We start from the raw sequence: 16,168 nt of genomic DNA on the forward strand, positions 1-16,168 counted from the left end.
TCAGTCCGGTGTGGGTTCTGTGTCGACGATGTGGTCGATGCCGATGCGGCGCGCGCCGGCCGGCCGCTCGCGCGGCAGCGCTGGCGCCGACCACACGTCGGCCACCTGGTTGCCGCTGAAGTCGGTCACCAGCACGCGCAGCTGGAAGGCGCGGCCGTAGCGATCGGGCGCCGTCAGCGTGTCGATGGCGGCCTGCGCCAGCTCTCGATGGAAGCTCTCCCCCAGGCCGCGCTCGACCATCAATTCGGCGCCGAAGCGCGCGGTCTCGGCGGCGGCCATGGCGGCGCAATCCTCGGCGGAAGCGCCGATGCGGCGGCCGATCTCCGCCACCAAGTCCGTATCGACCTCGCTGCGGTTCGCGTGCGTGATCGTCTCGCCCTGGGCGATCTTGGTCAGCTTGCCCACCATGACGGCCAGCACGACGAGGCCGATGCCCTGCGCCGCCGCCTCGTCCAGCGCATAGCGCAAGAAGTCGCCCATCTGCACGAAGCAGGCGGACGGCAGTTCCGGGCGCTCGGCGCGCAGCGTGGCGATGGCGAAGGTCTCGGTCCTGCCGCCCGTCGTCAGCGCGACGACGTCGTGGCCCGTAGTCGCCGCCACCTGCACGCCCTGCACGACGCTCGCGCGCCAGGCCGCCGTCGAATACGGCTTGACGATGCCCGTGGTGCCGAGGATGCTGATGCCGCCCAGGATGCCCAGGCGCGCATTGGTCGTCTTCTTCGCCATCACCTGGCCGTCCGGCACGCTGATGGTCACCTCGATGCCGTGCCGGGCCAGCAGGTCGGGCGCGGCTTCGCGCAGGTTGTCGGCGATATTGCGGCGCGGGACCGGGTTGATGGCGGGTCCGCCCACGTCCAGGCCCAGGCCCGGCATCGTCACCGTGCCGACGCCGTCTCCGGCGACATAGCTCACGGTGCCGGCCTGGCCCGGCAGCAGGCGCAAATCGACCGTCAGGTGGGCGCCGTCGGTGCAGTCCGGATCGTCGCCGGCGAATTTCACGACCATCGCGTGGGCGCGGCCGTCGTCGCTGCGGCCGTCGTGCACGGCGAAGCGCACCCGGCTGCCGTTGGGCAGCAGGCTTTCGATCTCGTCCGGCACCTGCCCGCCGGCCAGCCCCAGCACCGCCGCGCGCGCGGCCGCGGCGGCGCAGGCGCCGGTGGTGAAGCCGGTGCGGGTGCCCCGTTCGGCAGCCGCCTTCTCCTTCATGGCTGCGCCGCCTTCTGGCGCGCTTCCGCCAGCGCCAGCAGCGCATGCAGCGCCGCCACCACCAGCGTCGAGCCGCCCTTGCGGCCGCGGATCACGATCCACGGCACCTCGTCCACCCCGGCCATCAAGTCCTTCGACTCGGCCGCCGACACGAAGCCGACCGGCATGCCGACCACCAGCGCGGGCCGCACGCCCTCCTCGCGCACCAGGCGCACCAGCTCGATCAGCGCCGTGGGTGCATTGCCGATGCCGACGATGGCGCCGTCCAGCAATCCCAGGCGGTGCGCCTTGCGCATGGCCTGCACGGCGCGCGTGGTGTCCTCGGCCTTGGCCGTCTCGATCACGTCGGCGTCGCTGATGAACTGGTAGGTCTTCATGCCGAAGTGCGCCAGGCGCGGCTGCGACAGGCCCGAGCAGATCATCTCGACGTCGGCCACGACGGGCGTGCCGCCGCCGGCCAGCATGGCGCGCACGCCCGCCTCGACGGCATCGGGGTGGAAGGCCGTCAGGCCGTTGAAGTCGAAGTCCGCGTTCGCGTGGATCATGCGCCGCACGATGGGCCACTGGCCGGCGTCGTAGGCGTGCCGGCCCACTTCGGCATCGATGATCGCGAAGCTGTCGTGCTCGATCGCCTGGCCCGCGCGGGTGAGCTGCTCGGTGACGGTGTTCACGGTGCTCATACGGGCTGGCCCTCGGCTTTCACGTGGTTGTGCTCATGGGCGTGCTCGTGGGCGTGCTCGTGCTCGTGGGCGTGCTCATGCCCGTGCGCATGGTGATGGTGCTCGTGCTCATGGTGCTCGTGCTCATGGTGCTGATGCTCATGGTGATGGTGCTCGTGGCCGTGGGCGTGCTCCGGACCGTGGGCATGGCCATGATCGTGCGTATGCGCATGCGAGTGGCCGTGGCCCAGCTCGTGCGCTATCTCTCGGTAGCTGCAGCCGTCGCACGGCAGGCGGCTGTCCGGCACGCCGGCCCGCAGGTCTTCCACGCGCTGGTCCATCAGCGCGAAGATCTCCTTCTCGAAGCCGAAGTGCTCGCTGCAGGCGAAGCGCACCTGCGGATACTGGCCGCGCAGGTGCTCCACCTGGCGGTGGATGCGCTGCATCAGCGTGCCCGTGTACAGGTAGTAGGGCAGCACGACGACCTGGCGCATGCCCAGCAACACGTGGCGCTGCACGACCTTTTCCAGGCGCGGCCAGGTGATGCCCGTGAAGGCGAGGTCGACCAGCTCGTGGTCGCCCTCTTCCAGCAGCCAGCGAGCCATCTTCGCCATCTCGCCATTGGCGCCGCGGTCGGACGAGCCGCGGCCCAGCACCACGACGCCGGTGGTGGTCGGGTCGGGCATGTCCAGCGCGCCCATCGCCTTGCGCAGGCGGCGCTTCAGGATCGCCAGGATCGGGTCGCAGGCCGTCAGGTGCGGCGCCAGCAGGATCTCCGCCTGCGGACAGGCGGCGCGCGCGCCCTCGACGGCTTCCGGGATTTCCATCTTGACGTGGCCGGCCGCGTTCAGGATCAGCGGCACCACCAGCACGCGGCGCGAGGAACGGGCTGCGGCCAGCAGCGCGGCATTCAGCTCGGGCGGCGCGAACTCGATGAAGCACAGCTCGATGCGCCAGTCGGGCTGCCGCACGCGCCACTGGTCGACGAAATCGCGGATTTCCTGGTTGCCGGAGTCCTCGCGCGAACCGTGGCCGACGACGAGGATGGTGTCCTTGGCCTGCGCCGGGATTGCTTGCATCATGATGTTCATGCGCTCGCCTTTCTGAAACGATGGGTGAATGTGGGGTCGTAGAGCTTGGAGCGCACCAAGGTTTCCCAGTGCAGGGCGCCCAGCGTGGGGCTGGCGACGATCATCGCCTGGCTGGCGACGCCGGCGTCGCGGCAGCGCCCCTTGATGTCGGCCAGCGTGCCGCGGATGATTTTTTCCTCGCCGGGCCAGCTGGCCTTGTGCACGACCAGCATCGGCGCATCGTCCGGCCAGCCGGCCGCGCGCAGCGCCGCCTCGACCTTGTACATCAGCGTGATCGACAGGAAGATGCACAGCGTGGTGCGGTGCGCGGCCAGGCTGGCCAGGTCTTCGCCTTCGGGCATCGGCGTGCGGCCTTCGACGCGCGTGAGGATCACCGTCTGCGTCACCTCCGGCAGCGTCATCGATTCGCCGGCGGCCGCCATCGAGGCCATGGCCGAGGACACGCCCGGCACCACGGCCCAGTCGATGCCGGCCTCGCCGAGCGGGCGCGCCATCTCGATCAGCGCGCCGTACAGGCCCGGGTCGCCCGTCTGCAGGCGCACGACGGTCTCGTGGCGGCCGGCCTGGTCGATCAGCCACGCGGTCATTTCTTCCAGCGTCATGTCCTTGGAATCGCGGATGGCGGCGCCGGGCGGCGCGTACAGCGTGGCTGCGCGGTCGACCAGCGAGCCGGCGAACAGCACGGCGCCGGCGCGGGACAGCAGCTTCTGGCCCTTGACCGTGATGAGTTCCGGGTCGCCGGGACCGGCGCCCACGAACCAGATCTTGCCGAACGATGCTTGTGTCATGCGGGGAGTTCTCCTGATAGGTGGTCGAGCAGCGCGTCGACGCTGCGCGGCGCGGGCCCGGCCGGCAGCACGCCGCGCGCCACCAGCGCCGCATGCAGCGCCAGCGCCTGCGGCATGCGCTGCCCGGCCGCGGCCAGCACGTCGGCGCGCGCCGCCATGTCCCGTGCCGGGCCGGAAGCGATGCAGCGGCCCTCGGCCATGACGTGGATATCGTCGGCCCAGCGGTAGGCGAAATCGACGTCGTGGGTGGACAGCAGCACGGTGACGCCCTGTGCCGCCAGGCGGTCCAGCAAGGAGGCCAGTTCCAGCTGCATGGGAGCGTCCAGGCCGGCCATCGGTTCGTCCAGCAGCAGCACGTCCGGTGCCATCGCCAGCACGCCCGCGATGCAGACGCGCTTCTTCTGGCCGAAACTCAGGTGGTGCACGGCGCGCTGGGCATGGTCGCGCAGGCCGACGGCGTCCAGCGCGGCAGCCACGCGCGCGCGCACGGTGGCGGCATCCAGGCCCAGGTTCAGCGGGCCGAACGAGACGTCCTCCTCGACCCGGGCCGAGAACAGCTGGCGGTCCGGGTTCTGGAACACGAGGCCCACGCGGCGGCGCAATTCGGCCAGGCCCGCGCGGCCGTAGTCGAACGGCGTGCCATCCCAGCGCAGCAGGCCCGCGCTCGGGCGCAGCAGGCCGTTCAAGTGCTGCAGCACGGTGGTCTTGCCGGCGCCGTTCGCGCCCAGCAGCGCATGACGGCGGCCGCGGCCCAGCGCCAGGCTGCAATCGCGCAGGCCCGTGCTGCCGTCCGGGTAGACGTGGTCGACGGATTCCAATGCCAGCAGCGGGGTTACAGGCGAACTCACAGACGATCCCCCCATGCCAGCGCGATCAGCGCGGCGCCGGCCAGCGCCGCGACAACCGTGTGGCGCCGCGCATCCGGATACTCGGCCGGCAGGAAGCGCAGGCTGCCTTGATAGCCGCGCGCGTCCGCCGCCATCTGCAGGGCGGCCGCGCGCTGCCACACCTGCACGGCCATCTGGCCGGCCAGCAGCCCCGTCGAGCGCCAGGCGTGGCGCCAGCCGCGGTAGCCCAGGCGCGCGCCCTGGGCCGTCACGCCCTCGTCCCAGGCCTGGCGCAGCACGAACAGCATGCGGTAGCACAGCGCCATCAGGTCGAGCAGCAGCTCGGGCGTGCGCAGGCGGCGCAGCAGTGCCAGCAGGTCCGGCATCGGCGTCGTGAGGACGAGGCCCAGCAGCGCCGCCAGCACGGCGAGCGAACGCAGCGCCGTGTGCGCGACGGCCGCCAGCATGGCGCCGTTCCAGCCCCAGCGGCCGTGCGCGTCGGGGCCGACCAGCATCGTCAGGCAGGACAGCAGCAGAAAGCCGAGCGGCGGCAGCGCCACCGCCAGATAGGCGCGCGGCGGCACGCGCGCGCCGAGCAGCGCGACCAGCACCAGCACCGCAGCGAGCAGCGCGAGCATGGCGGGACCGCGCGCGCTCCAGGCGGCCATCACGCCGGCCAGCGCGAACAGCGCCTTGGCCGCCGGCGCCACGGTGCGCCAGCGGCTGGCATAAGCGACCGTCTCAATCAGCACGGGGTTCCTGTTTCGAGCCCTCGGCACGGCGCGCACGTTCGCGCGCCACCGACATGCCGAGCCAGAAGCCGATCACGCCGGCGCCCGCGGCCGCCTGCAGCGCGAACAGCAGCGAGGCGATCTCGCTGCTGGCCGGCTCGAACACGGGAGCGAACCAGGGCCGGTAATGCGGCGCGATGGTGCCGATGGCTTGCTGGGCGCGCTCGTCGGCGCCGCCGAAGACGGACGGCACTTCCGCCCCCGGTTCGGCCGGCGGCGCGGCGGCAAACCACAGCGGCAGCACCGTCAGCAGCACGATGGCCAGCCAGGTCAATCCGGTGCGCACCTTCATGCTTCCTTCCTCCCGCGCAGCGCCATCACGGGCAGCGCGCGCAATTCGTGCGCGTTGAAGCGCGCCATCGCGTTCACCACCAGCACGGTGAGCAGGCCTTCGCTGATGGCGATCGGCACCTGGGTCAGCGCGAAGATGCCGGCGAACTTGAGGAACGATGCCTGGATGCCGCCGACCGGATCGGGAAACGCCCAGGCCAGCTGCACGGAGGTGGTCACATAGGTCGCCAGGTCGCCCAGGCAGGCGGCGAGGAACACGGCGGCGCTGCGCGACAGGCCTAGGGAAGCGGCCGCGCGGAACACGCCGTAGGAGACGAAGGGACCAACGATGGCCATCGAGAACACGTTGGCGCCGAGCGTGGTCAGGCCGCCGTGGGCCAGCAGCAGCGCCTGGAACAGCAGCACGACGACGCCCACCGGCACCATCGCGGCGGGACCGAACAGCAGCGCGCCGAGGCCGACGCCGGTGGGATGCGAGCAGCTGCCCGTCACCGACGGCAGCTTCAGGGCGGACAGCAGGAAGGCAAACGCGGCGGCCACGCCCAGCAGCATGCGCCGCTCGGGATGCGCCTGCAGGTCGCGCCCCATGCTGCGCAGGCCGACGGCCAGAAAGGGAACGGAGACGGCTGCCCAGCCGAGCGCGTGCGCCGGCGGCAGGAAACCTTCCATGATATGCATTCGAAACCTCCCGTCGAATGGTCGATGTGGACACCATGACGGGGAAAAGGACGGCCGACGGGGCTGGATGCACGGAGGCAGCAGCAGGTCGACAGCGGCTTCCCGACACCCCGGGGAATGGTGCTAACGATTCTTTGGGCCGGTATTCTGGCTCGCCTTCATCCTTCCCCATCCCTTCCCGCGATGGCAATCGCAGTGGCATATCGACGGAGTCGTCAGGCTTACAGCAGCGGGGGCTGCACCGGAATGGCCGCGCGAGGCGGTGTCACCGGTTTCCCGTTTAACGCCATCCCCAAGCGGACATGGCGCACCCAAATGGTGATATTACCACCGAGCAGGAACGGGATGCCAGTATTGCCGTGACCGCTTGTGGCTGGTCGACACCGGCCCGAAGTGGTCCGGAAAAGCACGCTTCCCTCGCTATCAGCCATAGCGACGGACGTGGCGCCGCTGATCTTTGGATCAGTGTAGATTCGTCAACTTCATGGCAAGCTAATGGACCGGAATTCACCCATGCATTGCATCGCTGCCACTTAACCAACCTGAAGCGAGACCCAACATGACTGACAAATCCTCCGACGACAACGTCGTCCAAGAATTCGGCGCACTGGCCCCCGTGCGCATCGGCCTGGACGCCCAGACCCGTTCGCAGAGCGTGCGCGCCCTGAACCGCATGCTGGCCCACACGATGGCCCTGCGCGACGCCTACAAGAAAGCCCACTGGCAGACCTCCGGCGCCACCTTCTACGAACTGCACCTGCTGTTCGACAAGCATTACGAAGAACAAGTGACGCTGATGGACTCGATCGCCGAGCGCATCCAGACCCTGGGCGGCGTGACCTTCGCCCTGCCCGGCGACATCGCCAGCGAGTCGTCGATCGCCCGTGCTCCGCGTGGCCGCGAAACGGCGCGCGCCCAGCTCGACCGCCTGGCAGACGCCCATGAAACCATCCTGCTCGACGCCCGCCCGCTGGCCCGCGCCGCCGACGAAGCCGGCGACGACGGCACCAACGACCTGATCGTCAGCGAGATCGTCCGTACCAACGAGCTGCAGAGCTGGTTCATCATCCAGCACCTGACCCGCTTCTCGGACCTGGGCGGCGATGCCGGCGCTGCGGGCGCAGCCGACGCATAAGCCTGCTGGTCGATAAAAAAGAAAGCCCCGCGATCGCAAGACGCGGGGCTTTTTGCTGTTGGACGACAGCGAGTTCCACTATAGTGGCATTGCCAAGACAGCATGCCATTGGAAACCCATCTCATGATCCCGCCCACACGGCTCTTTCTTCATTACCTCGACAGGTTGGAGGCACTCCTGCAGCGTGTTGCGGACTTCGACGGCGATGTCGCCGGCAAGCGCCTGCATCCGGACATGGCACCCTTGCTGCAACAGGCCAGGACGGCGATCGGCTTTACCTTGCGCACCAGTTGTCCACTCGCCGGCCGCGAGATCGTTTCCTTTGCCGATGGCGAGCTCACGCTGCCGTCCGTGCAGTCCGAGCTGGCAGCGACGGTGCGCTATCTATCCGAGATTCCGGATGCCGACTTCGGCCGGATCGATGCGCTGGACGTGCACACGACCGCGGGCTTCGCCGAACTGGACCTGTCCGGCTGGGACTATTACCTGATGTATGCGGTGCCGAACTTCTTCTTCCATTATTCGATGGTGTATGCCATCGCGCGCCAGGCCGGCGTGCCCGTCGGGAAGGCGGATTTCGATGGGTATCACCGTTATCCGCCGGGGTTTTCGTTTGCCCGGCAGGCATAGCCATGTCCCTGGCCCGCGCGGCAAGTGAAACAAGCAGACAAGAAAAAGCCCAGTGCATCGATGATGCACTGGGCTTGATCAGAACCGTCGCTCGGGAAGCTTAGAACGGAATGTCGTCATCCATATCCGAGAAGTTCGGAGCCGGTTTCGGCTGCGGACGGGCTGCCGGAGGCGGCGGGGCCTGGCGTTGCGGTGCCTGGCGCGGGGCTTCGTAGCCGCCGTCCATGCCGCCACCCATGTCCATGTCGCCGCCGCCCATGCCCTGGCGACCGCCCAGCATCTGCATGTTCTCGGCGATGATGTCGGTCGCGTAACGCTCGATGCCGTCTTTATCCGTGTACTTGCGGGTCTGCAGGCGGCCTTCGACGTAGACCGACGAGCCCTTCTTGAGATACTGGCCGACGATCTCGGCCAGGCGGCCGAAGAAGGAAATACGGTGCCATTCGGTCAGTTCCTTCTGCTCGCCGCTGTTGCGGTCCTTCGAGCGGTAGGACGTGGCCACCGCGATGTTGGCGATGGCGTCGCCGCTCGGCATGTAGCGGATTTCCGGATCGCGGCCGAGGTTGCCGACGATGATGACCTTGTTGACTGATGCCATTGTGAAACTCCTTTTGATGATCCCCGACTCTGCGTGATGTCTAAGTACCGGGGAAACTGTTTGAAAGCGGTCCGCTATTATGCTGGTCAGTTGGACTGGAACGCAACTGATTCAGCGATGACCGGACACCCGGTTGTACAGCATCCGATCAGACCTCGTAGATTGGGACAAAGTGCCCAATTTGGAAGAGACGCAGGTCAACATTCCTCATCTACCGACAAGCTAGGCCGCCACGATTTTTTTTCTCTTTCTGGTGAGTCTGCCATTGAATTGCGTCGTCCCCGGCACACATACGGAACACGCGCGTGTCCCTGGCGAGACAGCTGTTTTCAAGTCGTCATTTCAAGGTATTAAGGTCTGCGTGCTTTCTTCGCCGGCGCCATACCACTGTAAATAAAAACAGGTACACTAGCGAGTTCCCCGTCCGGCCGCCCACCGTCGACATCGTGCGCCGGCCCGCAACCATTCGATTCGAAAGCCAGCAAAGAAAACTAATGGAAGAAATCCGTATCCGCGGCGCCCGCACGCACAACCTCAAGAACATCAGTCTCGACCTGCCCCGCAACAAGCTGATCGTGATCACCGGCTTGTCGGGTTCCGGCAAGTCCTCGCTGGCCTTCGACACCTTGTATGCCGAAGGCCAGCGCCGCTACGTCGAGTCGCTGTCGGCCTATGCGCGCCAGTTCCTGCAGTTGATGGAGAAGCCGGACGTCGACATGATCGAAGGCCTGTCGCCCGCCATTTCCATCGAACAGAAGGCGACCTCGCACAACCCGCGCTCGACCGTCGGCACCGTCACCGAGATCCACGACTACCTGCGCCTGCTGTACGCCCGCGTGGGCACGCCGTACTGCCCGGACCACTCGCACGAGCCGCTGGCCGCGCAGACCGTGTCGCAGATGGTCGATGCCGTGCTGGCCATGCCGGAAGGGACCAAGCTGATGATCCTGGCGCCCGTTGTCGCCAACCGCAAGGGCGAGCACGGCGATTTGTTCGCCGGCATGCAGGCCCAGGGCTTCGTGCGCTTCCGCATCCAGAGCGGCACCGGCGCGGCCAGGATCTACGACGTCGACGAGCTGCCGAAGCTGAAGAAGACGGAAAAGCACACGATCGACGTCGTGATCGACCGCGTCAAGGTCAACGACGAGATCAAGCAGCGCCTGGCCGAGAGCTTCGAGACCGCGCTGCGCCTGGCCGACGGCCGCGCCGTCGCCTACGAGATGGATACCGAGAAGGAGCACATCTTCTCGAACAAGTTCGCCTGCAACGTCTGCGGCTATTCGCTGCAGGAGCTGGAGCCGCGCCTGTTCTCCTTCAATAACCCGATGGGCGCCTGCCAGGAATGCGATGGCCTGGGCCATATCGAGTTCTTCGATCCGAAGCGCATCGTCGCGTTCCCGAACCTGTCGCTGGCATCCGGCGCCGTGAAGGGCTGGGACCGCCGCAACCAGTTCTACTACCAGATGCTCACCAGCCTGGCGGACCACTATGGCTTCGACCTGGACAAGCCGTTCGAGCAGCTGAACAAGCAGGCCCAGGACGTCGTGCTGTTCGGCTCGGGCAAGACCGCCGTGCCGTTCGCCTACGTGAACGAGCGTGGCCGCACCGTGATCCGCGAGCACACCTTCGAAGGCGTGGTGAACAACCTGCAGCGTCGCTACCGCGAGACCGACTCGATGGCCGTCAAGGAAGAGCTGGCGAAGTTCATCAACGAGAAGGAATGCCCGACCTGCGGCGGCGCGCGCCTGCGCACCGAAGCGCGCTACGTCAAGATCGGCAATGGCGAGCAGCAGCGCGCCATCTATGAAGTGGCCAAGACGCCGCTGCGCGACTGCCTGACCTATTTCGACAACCTGGAACTGACGGGCTCGAAGAAGGACATCGCCGACCGCGTGATCAAGGAAATCGTCGCGCGCCTGAAATTCCTGAACGACGTGGGCCTGGATTACCTGTCGCTGGACCGCAGCGCCGACACCCTGTCCGGCGGCGAGGCGCAGCGCATCCGCCTGGCCTCGCAGATCGGTTCCGGCCTGACGGGCGTGATGTACGTGCTGGACGAGCCGTCGATCGGCCTGCACCAGCGCGACAACGACCGCCTGATCGCCACGCTGAAGCACCTGCGCGACATCGGCAACAGCGTGCTGGTGGTCGAGCACGACGAGGACGCGATCCGTACCGCCGACTACATCGTCGACATGGGTCCGGGCGCGGGCGTGCACGGCGGCGCCGTCATTGCCGAGGGTTCGCTGAAGGACATCCTGAAGAACAAGAATTCGCTGACGGCGCAGTACCTGAGCGGCCGCAAGAAGATCGAGGTGCCGAAGAAGCGTACCCAGGCCGACCCGGACCGCCAGCTGGTGATCACGGGCGCCACCGGGAACAACCTCAAGAGCGTGTCGCTGGAACTGCCGGTGGGCCTGCTCACCTGCGTGACAGGCGTCTCCGGCTCCGGCAAGTCGACGCTGGTGAACGACACGCTGTATCCGGCCCTGTCGCGCCACCTGTACGGCTCGCAGACCGACCCGGCGCCGCACGACGCCATCCACGGCCTGGAGCACTTCGACAAGGTGATCTCCGTCGACCAGGCGCCGATCGGCCGCACCCCGCGCTCGAACCCGGCGACGTACACGGGCGTGTTCACCCCGATCCGCGACCTGTTCGCGACGGTGCCGACGGCGAAGGAACGGGGCTACTCCGCGGGCCGCTTCTCGTTCAACGTCAAGGGCGGCCGCTGCGAAGCCTGCCAGGGCGACGGCGTGGTCAAGGTCGAGATGCACTTCCTGCCGGACGTGTACGTGCCGTGCGACGTCTGCCACGGCAAGCGCTACAACCGCGAAACGCTGGAAGTGCAGTACAAGGGCAAGAACATCACCGAAGTGCTGGACATGACGGTCGAGGATGCGCACGAGTTCTTCAAGCCCGTGCCGGTCATCGCACGCAAGCTGCACACGCTGCTGGACGTGGGCCTGGGCTACATCAAGCTGGGCCAGAGCGCGACGACGCTGTCGGGCGGCGAGGCGCAGCGCGTCAAGCTGTCGCTGGAACTGTCCAAGCGCGACACGGGTCGCACGCTGTACATCCTCGACGAGCCGACCACCGGCCTGCACTTCGCCGACATCGACCTGCTGCTGAAGGTGATCCACCGCCTGCGCGACCAGGGCAACACGCTCGTCATCATCGAGCACAACCTGGACGTCATCAAGACGGCGGACTGGATCGTCGACCTGGGTCCGGAAGGCGGCGCGGGCGGCGGCACGATCGTGGCGCACGGCACGCCGGAGGAAGTGGCGGAAAACAAGGCGAGCGTGACAGGCAAGTATTTGAAGCCGCTGCTCAAGCAGTAACTTTAAATAGCATGAACGAAGGGCCGCTGATCAGCGGCCCTTTCTATTGATGCTTACGCAAGACCGTCGTCCCCGCGCAGGCGGGGACCCAATTTCTGTTTGCGCTTCGACTGCACGTACAAAATTGGGTCCCTGCCTTCGCAGGGACGACGGTACATCAACGTGCCGGGCCAATCTTCACCAGCACCGCATCGTTCACCCGCATCTTCACCTCCACGCTGGCCGTGCCGTCCTTGCCCACCTTCACCTGGCGCGTCTCCGGCTTGTCCTGCGTGAGCCCCTGCAGCTTCGCCAGTTGCGACGCATCCAGTGCCTTCGGCCGCCCCATCTCGATATACGCCGTCGGCGCGTCGTTGGCCTTGAAGCCCGTGCGGTAGACCTGCATCGTGTAGCTGCCGGGCTTCATGCCCTTCAGCGCGATCTTCAGCGGCGCGGCGTTGCGGGTCGGCTGGACGACCGTATAGAAATTGCGGTTGGTCGTCCTGCTCTGGTCCGGGGTCTGGAAGTCCCAGGCCAGCAGTTGCACGTTGCCGTCCTTGTCGCGCGCGGCCCAGGCCTGCCGGTCGGCCGTCCTGATCTCCTGGTCGCCCAGCTGGTTCAGGTACTTGTAGGCGAACCAGGCCGGCTTGCGGATGCCTTGCGGGTTCATCAGGCCGAAGCCGCCTTCGAACGGCGCCGTCGGCGGGCCCGGTTCCTCGAACAGGTCCGTATAGGTCCAGTAGCTCATGCCCTGCACGATGCCCTCCGTCGCCTTCAGCTTGCTCAGGATGTAGGCGGCGCTGATGTAGGAGTCGTGCACGACGTCGCGCGGGTTGTAGCTGGTGCTCCACTCCGTGAAGTACAGCGGCAGCTTGGGCAGGTAGGACGCCTCGATCTCCTTGCGGACCTTGCGCACGTCGGCCACGATGGCGTCCGGGTTCGGCGACAGCTTGGTGTCCTCCTTGCCGCTCTCGTCCAGGAAGCCGCCATCCACGCCGTAGGTGTGCGTGGCGACGAAGTCGACGGCCGCGCCGCTTTGCCGCGTGTGCGCCAGGAATTCCGGCACCCAGGCCGCGCCCGCCGTCGCCGGACCGCCCACGCGCAGCGCCGGGTCGATCGCCTTGATAGTGTTGGCGGTCAGGTCGTACAGCGCGAAATACGCTTTCTGGTCGGCCTTCTCCCAGAAGCCGTCCAGGTTCGGCTCGTTCCAGACTTCGAAGAACCAGGTGCGCACTTCTTCCTTGCCGTAGCGCTGCTGCAGGTGGCGCACGAACGCATCGACCAGCGGTCCCCACTGCGCATGCTTCGGATGCGAGGTATTGCCCTTCCAGTAGAAAATGGTCTGCTCCGAGGTCTTCATCGCGTCCGGCGTGAAGCTCAGTTCGACGAAGGGCTTGATGCCCATGGCCAGCAGCTTGTCGTACAGGTAGTCGATCTTGGTCCAGTCGTAGACCGGCTTGCCGTCGACGACTTTGTACGTGCCCAGCACGTCGTGGAAGATCGCGTGGAAGCGGATGTAGCGAAAGCCCAGCTCGTCGCGGGCGATCTTCAGTTGCGCCAGGCTGTCGTCGCGGATCAGGGTACCCGGATAGTCGGATCCGACGGACAGGTCGGCGAAACGGTCGCGCGGCGTGGTCGGCGCGTTCAGGTCGACGGCGATGTGGCGTGTGCTGGCCGGTGCGGATGCGGCTGCGGCTGCGGCTGCGGCGGGGAGGGAAAAGGAGGCGGCAAAAACCAGCGCCACGGCGCTGCCGAGCAGTGTACGACGGTGTCTCATGATTATTGTCCTTTGTAGGCGTCGATGACGGCGGATGGAATGTTTGCGCTAACACTCATCCAGTTGCAAAGGATAATGGATAACGAGACTTTAGTAAAACGAAAGGCCGCCTCCTCCGGCGGCATCGATCGCCAATGAAAAAAGGACAGCTTGCGCTGTCCTTGCGTGAGGCGAAGCCGGAGCGGATCAGCCGTCGATGCGCACGCTCACGCCGTCGTTGGCGTAGACCGCAGTCGCCTTGTAGCCGTCGGCCACGACGCTCGTGAACACGCCCTTGCGCGCCCCGGCCGTCAGCACGCGGTAGGTGGTGCCTGCCGCCGGCTTGAAGCCGTCGGCGAAGCGCAGGCGCAGCGTGCCGCCGACGATGGTCGCCGTGCCCTTCACCGTCACGAGGCCCGCGCTGGCGGAGCCGAGGGTGATGTCCAGCGTACCCTTGTCGAGCTGGGCATAGTTGCCGCCGATGGCCAGCTGGCCCTTGGCCTTGCTCGCCAGCGTGCCGGCGCTGCCGACATAGACGTCGCCGCTACCCAGCGCGCCCTCGGCATCCGCTTCCAGCGTGCCGCCGTCGATCTGCGTGCCGCCCGTGAAGCTGTTCTTGCCGTACAGGGCCAGGCGGCCGCTGCCCTTCAGCGTCAGCTTGCCGCTGCCGGAAATGTCGTTGCGCCAGGCGTCCATCGCATAGAAGCCGCCGCGCGCCGCATCCATCGTCACGACGACGTTGCCGTTGAAGGCGCCGTAGCCGTCGGCCGCGGCGAACAGGTTCAGGCGGCCCCAGCCTTCCGGATCGTCCAGCACCGGATAGCCGGAGGCGATCGCCGTGCTCTTGAGCACCGCGCGGCGCTGGGCGTCGCTCAGGTAGGGCAGGCGCGTCTCGAGCAGCACTTCGGCGCCCTTCGGCACGGCGGCCGGCACGTTGGTGGCGCCGATCTGCGGCAGGCCGAAGGTCATGCGGCGGATGTAGTTGGCCTTGCTGGTCGCGTAGTCGGCGAAGCGGTCGTTGGCGGCGGTGCCGGACACGGCGTAGGCCGGGAACGTGGCCGCGGTCGTACTGGTCAGCTTCATGAGGGTGGTGTGCGCCTGGGTCACGGCGGCGGCGCGCGTCGCGCTGCTCGCGGCGAGCAGGTTGGCGGCGGCCACGGCCTGCGCCTGCACGCGGCCGCTGATCACGTCCAGCGGCGAGTGCATGCCGGCCAGGATGCGGCTCTCGCCCAGCTCCAGGCCGCGGCCGACCAGTTGCTGGTAGCGTTCCGGCAGCACGTAGGCCATGGCGACGCCGTTGCGGACCGCTTCGGCCGAGTGGCCGCTGGTGAAGCCGCCGTCGGTATTCGGCGTGGTGCTCTTCGCCGGTTCCAGTTGGGGCACGACCTTCACGGCCGTGCTCCAGCGGTACGGGCGCGCGTATTTGTAGAAGCGCTTGGCCGGTTCCGTCGAGCCGTTGTTGCCCATCGAGTTGATCAGGTCGACGACCTTGCCGAAGTCGGCATTGGCATCGCCGCCCACGCCGTTGTTGTTGCCGCCGTCGTCGTACTTGACCGTGGTGGCGTCGGCCGGCACGTCGTTGATCGTGGTGGTCGCGCGCGCGGCCGTGCGCCAGGCGCTCGTCAGCGGGCCCATGCCCTCGGTCACGCTATAGCCCTTGTTGCGGCGGTCGTCCAGGTAGGCCAGGCGGGCCTGCTCCGGCGTGCGGTTCGCGGTCGCCTTGACGACGTAGTCGATGTTCGCGTTGTGCACGGCGGCATTGACGACCGTGCCGCCATTGGTGCCGTCGTTCGGCACGCCGGTCCAGCCCGATGCGACCACGGCCGGGAAACCGTCGACGGCGGGCGCGGTGACGCCGGCATCGACGATCTCGGTCAGCGGCTTCCAGATGTCGAGCATGCCGCCCAGCACGCGCACGCCGGCATTGGTGGCCAGCGTGGCGTAGCGGGCATCGCCGCGCTGGTTGGTGGCCACCGTGTCCACGAAGGCGGCGACGGCCGGTACCGGTACGCTCTCGACGAAGCCCGGATCGGCCGGCGCCGCCGGCGCGGTGGTGACGGGCGAGATGTCCGTGACATCGTCGCTGCCGCCGCAAGCGGCCAGCATGGCCAGGACGGCGATCGAGACGAGGGTGCGGGCATGAGGGGACGTACGCGGCATTGCGGGCTCCGAAGAAATGGATGGTGAAGCCGCGCATTATTCTTTCGCCACATGACGCGCCGATGACATGGCGCCATGAAAAAAGGGACAGGCATATGCCCGTCCCTCTTCCCCAATGCGGCTGCGGTACGTGCCGCAGCCGTCGTCTCCCCCGGTTCTCCGTGGTCCTGCTCAGTGGTCCTGCTCAGTTTTCCTGCTTAGTGATACGGCTTAGTGATACGGCTTAGTGATCGCG

At 67.3% G+C, this 16,168-nt stretch carries 14 protein-coding genes and 1 riboswitch; of the genes, 3 read left to right on the forward strand and 11 right to left on the reverse strand.

The window, feature by feature from the left end; all coding sequences use genetic code 11:
- The 8 genes from ACI1V7_RS15075 to ACI1V7_RS15110 are packed head-to-tail and all read right to left on the reverse strand — an operon-like array spanning position 1 to position 6,331.
- Positions 1-1,206, reverse strand: a complete 1,206-nt coding sequence (locus tag ACI1V7_RS15075) for a cobalt-precorrin-5B (C(1))-methyltransferase (RefSeq protein WP_404532607.1) — start codon at positions 1,204-1,206, stop codon at positions 1-3.
- Positions 1,203-1,886 carry a precorrin-8X methylmutase gene (locus ACI1V7_RS15080; RefSeq protein ID WP_404532608.1) on the reverse strand — a complete coding sequence of 228 codons (684 nt, stop codon included), beginning with the start codon at positions 1,884-1,886 and terminating at the stop codon, positions 1,203-1,205. The genes ACI1V7_RS15075 and ACI1V7_RS15080 overlap by 4 nt, the downstream gene beginning before the upstream one ends.
- Positions 1,883-2,956 carry a sirohydrochlorin chelatase gene (locus ACI1V7_RS15085; RefSeq protein WP_404532609.1) on the reverse strand — a complete coding sequence of 358 codons (1,074 nt, stop codon included), beginning with the start codon at positions 2,954-2,956 and terminating at the stop codon, positions 1,883-1,885. The genes ACI1V7_RS15080 and ACI1V7_RS15085 overlap by 4 nt, the downstream gene beginning before the upstream one ends.
- The gene (gene cobM, locus ACI1V7_RS15090; RefSeq protein WP_404532610.1) at positions 2,953-3,744 is read right to left on the reverse strand and encodes a precorrin-4 C(11)-methyltransferase; all 792 of its coding nucleotides are present in this window, start codon (positions 3,742-3,744) and stop codon (positions 2,953-2,955) included. Before cobM ends, ACI1V7_RS15085 begins: the two co-directional genes overlap by 4 nt.
- On the reverse strand, positions 3,741-4,592 hold the full coding sequence (locus ACI1V7_RS15095; RefSeq protein WP_404532611.1) for an energy-coupling factor ABC transporter ATP-binding protein: 852 nt from the start codon (positions 4,590-4,592) through the stop codon (positions 3,741-3,743). The genes cobM and ACI1V7_RS15095 overlap by 4 nt, the downstream gene beginning before the upstream one ends.
- The gene (gene cbiQ / locus ACI1V7_RS15100) at positions 4,589-5,323 is read right to left on the reverse strand and encodes a cobalt ECF transporter T component CbiQ (RefSeq protein ID WP_404532612.1); all 735 of its coding nucleotides are present in this window, start codon (positions 5,321-5,323) and stop codon (positions 4,589-4,591) included. The genes ACI1V7_RS15095 and cbiQ overlap by 4 nt, the downstream gene beginning before the upstream one ends.
- Positions 5,313-5,654 carry an energy-coupling factor ABC transporter substrate-binding protein gene (locus tag ACI1V7_RS15105; protein ID WP_404532614.1) on the reverse strand — a complete coding sequence of 114 codons (342 nt, stop codon included), beginning with the start codon at positions 5,652-5,654 and terminating at the stop codon, positions 5,313-5,315. The genes cbiQ and ACI1V7_RS15105 overlap by 11 nt, the downstream gene beginning before the upstream one ends.
- Positions 5,651-6,331 carry an energy-coupling factor ABC transporter permease gene (locus ACI1V7_RS15110; protein WP_404532615.1) on the reverse strand — a complete coding sequence of 227 codons (681 nt, stop codon included), beginning with the start codon at positions 6,329-6,331 and terminating at the stop codon, positions 5,651-5,653. Before ACI1V7_RS15110 ends, ACI1V7_RS15105 begins: the two co-directional genes overlap by 4 nt.
- A 120-nt stretch (positions 6,332-6,451) precedes the next feature.
- A riboswitch (cobalamin riboswitch) is annotated at positions 6,452-6,661 on the reverse strand.
- 229 nt (positions 6,662-6,890) lie between these two features.
- Here ACI1V7_RS15110 and ACI1V7_RS15115 point away from each other — a divergent pair.
- Both ACI1V7_RS15115 and ACI1V7_RS15120 read left to right on the forward strand, forming a co-directional pair.
- Positions 6,891-7,466: a Dps family protein gene (locus tag ACI1V7_RS15115; protein WP_404532617.1), complete on the forward strand. Its 576-nt coding sequence runs from the start codon at positions 6,891-6,893 to the stop codon at positions 7,464-7,466.
- Positions 7,467-7,568: 102 nt separating this feature from the next.
- The gene (locus ACI1V7_RS15120; protein ID WP_404532618.1) at positions 7,569-8,096 is read left to right on the forward strand and encodes a DUF1993 domain-containing protein; all 528 of its coding nucleotides are present in this window, start codon (positions 7,569-7,571) and stop codon (positions 8,094-8,096) included.
- Positions 8,097-8,196: 100 nt separating this feature from the next.
- Here the strand turns inward: ACI1V7_RS15120 and ssb are convergent, their stop codons facing one another.
- Positions 8,197-8,694 carry a single-stranded DNA-binding protein gene (ssb, locus tag ACI1V7_RS15125; protein WP_314547099.1) on the reverse strand — a complete coding sequence of 166 codons (498 nt, stop codon included), beginning with the start codon at positions 8,692-8,694 and terminating at the stop codon, positions 8,197-8,199.
- Positions 8,695-9,188: 494 nt separating this feature from the next.
- On the opposite strand from ssb, the gene uvrA reads away from it, so the two are divergent.
- A complete protein-coding gene (gene uvrA / locus ACI1V7_RS15130) occupies positions 9,189-12,038 on the forward strand; it encodes an excinuclease ABC subunit UvrA (RefSeq protein ID WP_404532620.1) in 2,850 nt (949 codons plus the stop codon).
- A gap of 157 nt (positions 12,039-12,195) precedes the next feature.
- On the opposite strand, the gene ACI1V7_RS15135 is transcribed toward uvrA, so the two are convergent.
- The gene (locus tag ACI1V7_RS15135; RefSeq protein WP_404532621.1) at positions 12,196-13,794 is read right to left on the reverse strand and encodes a GH39 family glycosyl hydrolase; all 1,599 of its coding nucleotides are present in this window, start codon (positions 13,792-13,794) and stop codon (positions 12,196-12,198) included.
- Between the two features lie 186 nt (positions 13,795-13,980).
- Positions 13,981-15,933, reverse strand: a complete 1,953-nt coding sequence (locus tag ACI1V7_RS15140) for a phosphatase PAP2 family protein (protein ID WP_404532622.1) — start codon at positions 15,931-15,933, stop codon at positions 13,981-13,983.
- Between the last annotated feature and the right edge of the window lie 235 nt (positions 15,934-16,168).

Source organism: Massilia paldalensis (assembly GCF_044901715.1).
In the GTDB taxonomy this organism is placed as follows: Bacteria; Pseudomonadota; Gammaproteobacteria; order Burkholderiales; family Burkholderiaceae_D; genus Telluria; species Telluria paldalensis.